This window comes from Pseudomonas sp., from assembly GCF_050739995.1.
In the GTDB taxonomy this organism is placed as follows: Bacteria; Pseudomonadota; Gammaproteobacteria; order Pseudomonadales; family Pseudomonadaceae; genus Aquipseudomonas.
On the sequence record NZ_JBOICG010000485.1, the window covers coordinates 1 to 5503 of the forward strand.

A 5503-nucleotide genomic window follows, 5' to 3' on the forward strand; every position below is an offset into this window, starting at 1 on the left:
CTGATCCACCGTTATCGCAGGCAAGCCAGCTCCCACATTTGATCTCCATTTATTCAGGTGGAGTGCAGTTATTTCTTGGCGATGATCACCGCCCGCATCGGCGCCGGCAGGCCTTCGATGGTCTTGCTGTGATCATCGGGGTCGAGAAAGTCACTCAACGACTGATACTTCATCCACTCGGTCCCACGCTGTTCCTCGACCGTGGTCACGCTCACATCCACGCAGCGCACATCACTGAAGCCGGCGCGGCGCAGCCACAGCATCAACGCCGGCACTGATGGCAGGAACCACACGTTGCGCATCTGCGCATAGCGGTCTTCTGGCACCAGCACTTGCTGCTGGTCGCCTTCTACCACCAATGTTTCCAAGACCAGTTCGCCGCCCTTGACCAGGGTGTCCTTCAGCGCCAGCAAATGCTCGATGGGCGAACGACGGTGGTAGAACACGCCCATGGAAAACACCGTGTCGAAGCCTTCCAGATTGGCCGGCAGGTCTTCAAACGGGAAGGGCAGGTGCCACGCCTTGGGTTCTGACAGGTAGCGCTGCACTGCCTGGAACTGGCAGAAGAACAACCAGTTGGGATCCACGCCAATCACACTGTCGGCTCCGGCGCCGAGCATGCGCCACATGTAGTAACCGTTGCCGCAGCCGACATCGAGGATGCGCTTGCCCTTCAGATTCAAATGCGGTGCGACGCGGGACCATTTCCAGTCCGAGCGCCATTCGGTGTCCACATGCACACCGAACAGATGGAACGGCCCCTTGCGCCACGGGCTCAGGCCCATCAGTGCGGTGCGCATTTGTGCACGGGTTTCATCGTCACATTCGGTGTCGAGCGCCAGTCCATTCAGCAAATCGACTTCGCTGGGCTGGATCTGCGGCAGCGCGTCCAGCGCACTCTGCCAGCGCTCCAGGTCGCCATGACCCTTCTCCATCTTGCTATCGAGTTGCGCTTGCAGGCCCTGGGCCCATACAGCCAAAGGAGTGCCGACCAGATGGCGGGCGAGGGGAGACAGATCAATCATGGCAAGGCAATCAACGAGGCGAAGTTAAGACACTGGAACCACGGCACGACTTTCGAGAACCCAGCGGCCAGCAGGCGGTCGCGGTGTTCTTCGAGGCTGTCGGGCTTCATGACGTTTTCGATGGCGCTGCGCTTCTGGGCAATTTCCAGTTCGCTGTAGCCGTTGGCGCGTTTGAACGCGATGTGCAGGTCGGTGAGCAATGCATGTTCTTCAAGGTCATTGAAGCGCAGCTTTTCCGAGAGGATCAGCGCACCGCCCGGCAGCAGCGACTGGTGGATGCGCGAGAGCAGGGCCAGGCGTTCGGCGGGGGCGATAAATTGCAGGGTGAAGTTCAGCGCTACCACCGAAGCCGGTTGAAACTGCAGTGCGAGGATATCGCCCTCGATCACTTCAACCGGCAGCAACTCCTGGAACATCGAGTCCTGGCCGTTGAGGTATTCGCGGCAACGCTCGACCATCGCTGCCGAGTTATCCACTGCGATTACCCGGCAGCCGTCGGTGCGCACATGCCGGCGCAGGGCTTGGGTCACGGCGCCAAGGGACGCGCCCAGGTCATACAGCACGCTATTGGGTTGGGCGAATTGTGCCGCGAGTACACCGAGGTTTTCGACGATGGTCGGGTAGCCGGGCACCGAGCGCTTGATCATGTCCGGGAACACCCGCACCACGTCCTCGTTAAAGGCGAAGTCCGGCACCTGGGGCAGGGGCTGGGCGAATAGGCGATCGGGTTCTTTGCTCACGGTTGTTCCGGCGACGATAGGGGAAAGGCCGGCATTTTAGCCAACTTGGCCCTCGTGTGCGCGGGTTGTCTGATGGAAAGCCGAAGCGGTGATGCCCCACTGGCCTAGCCAGTACGTGACGATCAATAGATACGGCGCCGCCTCGAACGACACGACGAACCGGTTGATGCCGATCAACGTGTCGGAAAACACAAACGACACCGCTCCCGCCGCCGCCAGCAGTGCCGAGCGTTTCGGCACGTCGCTGCCCAGGCGCGCCAGCGCACGCCAGAGCATGGCGGTGATCACTGTTGCGTAAACCACCACCGGTATCAGCAAATCCCCCAGGCCGTTGGAAATCAGCACGCTCAACAGCACAGCCCCCACACCCAGCGCCAATACCAGCGGCAACAGCGCCAAGCGGCGACAGTCGCTGAAATAGGCTTTCAGATACGCCAGGTGCGCGAACAGAAACGCGCCGAGCCCAAAGATAAACAGGTCTCCCGGCCAAGCGAGCAACACATCGCCCACCAGGGAAAAAATCAGCCCCAGGCTGATCCAGCGTCGATAGTCGGTGGGCGGCGCATCATGCAGCCAGCCCAGCAACGCGAGTACCGGTAGGGGTTTGACCATCAGGCACAGCAAGGTGGCATGGGTGGTCAGACCGTAGATAAAGGTACCGGCGCCCATCAACGCAAGAATCAACCATGGCATATCAGTTCACCGTAATGGCGCAGTCGAAGGTTTCAGTGGGGTCGGCTTCCGGTTCCCAAGGTTGCTGGGAGGTCAGGCGCAAACGGCCCTGGCCTGCAGCAAAAGCCTGGAAGCGCCAGGTGGACTGCCCACCGCCGCCGATCACGCCGGACTCAGTGCTGCTATAGACCTCAGGGCTCAACGCACGCAATACACCGCCAGCGGAATCCTGGATGGCCCAACGGTAGCCGGTGGTGGGGTTGCTGGGCAGGGTAAGGATCAGGTTTTGCCCGGATTTAAGCTGGAGCGGGCAGGCGCCCTGATTGTCCACGGTGACGTTTTGCTTCGGCGCACTGGCGCACGCGGCCAGCAGGGCAAGGCTCAATGGGAGAAGCAGGCGGGCAGCGGTCATGGAGGCTCCGTTCATTTACGACGAACGGCGAGCATAACCGAAGATGAGACAAGGTGTGACAGGAGGGGGCTGCGTTATGGCGGCTGACGCCATCGCGGGCAAGCCCGCTCCCACATTTTGATAGATGAACACATTCAAATGTGGGAGTCGGGCTTGCCCGCGATGAGGCCAGACCAGGCACTACATGACTATCAGAAGAGCACTTTGGCCACATCCGCAAAGCGCTTGGCAAAGTGCACGGTCATGCCCTCCTTGAGGTACTCCGGCAGTTCTTCAAAGCTGCCACGGTTGGGTTCCGGCAAGATCAGCTCATGGATCTTCTGGCGCCGCGCCGCAATCACCTTCTCGCGAACCCCGCCAATCGGCAGCACATGCCCGGTCAACGTCAATTCGCCCGTCATCGCCACGCCTTTTTTTGGCGGCTGGTTACGCGCCAGGGACAGTAATGCACTGGCCATGGTCACCCCGGCACTTGGGCCGTCTTTCGGTGTGGCACCTTCCGGCACGTGCAAGTGCACGAAGGCTTCGTCGAAGAACTTCGGATCACCGCCAAACGACTTCAGGTTCGAACTGATGTAGCTGTAGGCAATCTCGGCAGACTCCTTCATCACCTCACCCAACTGCCCGGTGAGCTTGAAGCCGCGGTTGAGCGTGTGAATGCGCGTCGCCTCGATTGGCAAGGTCGCGCCGCCCATGCTGGTCCAGGCCAGCCCGGTGATCACGCCGGTGCCGGACAGCACTTGCTCGTTACGGAACACCGGCATGCCCAGGGAGCTTTCCAGGTCCTTGTTGCCGATCTTGATCACCGAGTCCGGCTCATCCAGCAGCTTGACTACCGCTTTGCGCACCAGTTTGCCCAGCTGTTTCTCCAGCTGGCGTACCCCGGCCTCCCGCGCATAACCGTCGATCAAGGCGCGCAGCGCACCGTCGCTGATGGCCAGGCTGGTTTTCGCCACGCCGGCTTTTTCCAACTGCTTGGGCCACAGGTGGCGCTTGGCGATGGCGACTTTTTCTTCGGTGATATAGCCCGACAGGCGAATCACTTCCATCCGGTCCAGCAACGGGCCGGGGATCGAGTCCAGGGTGTTGGCGGTGCAGACGAACAGCACTTTGGACAGGTCCAGGCGCAGGTCCAGGTAATGATCGAGGAATTCGACATTCTGCTCGGGGTCGAGGGTTTCCAGGAGGGCCGAAGCCGGATCGCCCTGGAAGCTTTGGCCCATCTTGTCGATTTCGTCGAGCATGATCACCGGGTTCATCACCTCCACATCCTTGAGCGCCTGCACCAGCTTGCCGGGCAGGGCGCCGATGTAGGTGCGGCGGTGGCCCTTGATCTCGGCCTCGTCGCGCATACCGCCAACGCTGAAGCGGTAGAACGGCCGACCGAGGGACTCGGCGATGGATTTACCCACGCTGGTCTTGCCCACGCCCGGCGGGCCGACCAGCAGCACGATGGAGCCGGCGACTTCGCCTTTATAGGCGCCCACCGCGAGGAACTCGAGGATGCGGCTCTTGATGTCATCCAAGCCGGCATGGTGCTTATCCAGCACCTTGCGGGCGTGTTTCAGGTCGAGTTTGTCCTCGCCGTACACCCCCCACGGCACGGCCGTCGCCCAGTCCAGGTAGTTGCGCGTGACGGCGTATTCCGGCGAACCGGTTTCCAGGATCGACAGCTTGTTCATTTCTTCGCTGATGCGTTTCTGGGCCTGGGCCGGCAATACCTTGCCGACCAGGCGCTGCTCGAACTGCTCGACGTCCGCGCTGCGGTCATCCTTGGTCAGCCCCAGCTCCTGCTGGATGACCTTGAGCTGTTCTTTCAGGAAGAACTCACGCTGATGCTCGCCGATCTTGCGGTTCACTTCGGCCGAGAGTTCTTTTTGCAGGCGCGCGACTTCCACCTCTTTGCGCAGCATCGGCAGCACTTTTTCCATGCGCTTGAGCATGGGCACGCAGTCCAGCACTTCCTGCAACTCATTGCCGGTGGCCGAGGTCAGCGCGGCGGCGAAGTCGGTCAGCGGCGATGGATCGTTGGGGCTGAAGCGGTTGAGGTAGTTCTTCAGCTCTTCGCTGTACAGCGGGTTGAGCGGTAGCAGCTCCTTGATCGCATTGATCAGCGCCATGCCATACGCCTTGACCTCGTCGGTCGGATCGCTGGGCTGATGCGGGTATTCGACTTCCACCAGGTACGGTGGGCGGTGGTGCTTGAGCCAGGTCTTGATGCGCACGCGGGTCAGGCCCTGGGCGACGAACTGCAGCTTGCCGTTCTCGCGGCTGGCGTGGTGCACCTTCACCAGAGTGCCGTACAGCGGCAGGCTGGAAGTATCGAAATGGCGTGGGTCTTCGGGCGGCGTGTCCATGAAAAACAGGGCAAGGGAGTGGTGGTCGGATTTGCTCACCAGCTCCAGGGTCTCGGCCCACGGCTCTTCATTGACGATCACCGGCAACACTTGCGCCGGAAAGAACGGGCGGTTGTGGATCGGGATGATGTAGACCTTGTCCGGCAGGTTTTGCCCAGGCAGGGCCAGGCCGGTGTTGGATGACGCTTCGTGTTCAGCGTTTTCAGGGTCGGCGTAATCGTTGATGTCGTAATCAGGGAATTCTTGCTGGTCGCTCATGGGGCACCTGCGTAAATGGCGATGGTGCTTAGATGGGGA

General features: G+C 61.0%; 5 protein-coding genes. All 5 read right to left on the minus strand.

Annotated features, from left to right (window positions below; genetic code table 11):
* Nucleotides 1–68: 68 nt before the first annotated feature.
* Nucleotides 69–1025, minus strand: a complete 957-nt coding sequence (gene cmoB / locus ACRESD_RS16050; RefSeq protein ID WP_431751823.1) for a tRNA 5-methoxyuridine(34)/uridine 5-oxyacetic acid(34) synthase CmoB — start codon at nt 1023–1025, stop codon at nt 69–71.
* Nucleotides 1022–1765: a carboxy-S-adenosyl-L-methionine synthase CmoA gene (gene cmoA / locus ACRESD_RS16055; protein ID WP_431751824.1), complete on the minus strand. Its 744-nt coding sequence runs from the start codon at nt 1763–1765 to the stop codon at nt 1022–1024. The genes cmoB and cmoA overlap by 4 nt, the downstream gene beginning before the upstream one ends.
* 36 nt (nt 1766–1801) lie before the next feature.
* Nucleotides 1802–2458: a lysoplasmalogenase gene (locus ACRESD_RS16060; RefSeq protein ID WP_431751825.1), complete on the minus strand. Its 657-nt coding sequence runs from the start codon at nt 2456–2458 to the stop codon at nt 1802–1804.
* Nucleotide 2459: 1 nt separating this feature from the next.
* Nucleotides 2460–2849: a protease inhibitor I42 family protein gene (locus ACRESD_RS16065; RefSeq protein WP_431751826.1), complete on the minus strand. Its 390-nt coding sequence runs from the start codon at nt 2847–2849 to the stop codon at nt 2460–2462.
* Between the two features lie 191 nt (nt 2850–3040).
* Nucleotides 3041–5464, minus strand: a complete 2424-nt coding sequence (lon, locus tag ACRESD_RS16070) for an endopeptidase La (RefSeq protein ID WP_431751827.1) — start codon at nt 5462–5464, stop codon at nt 3041–3043.
* Between the last annotated feature and the right edge of the window lie 39 nt (nt 5465–5503).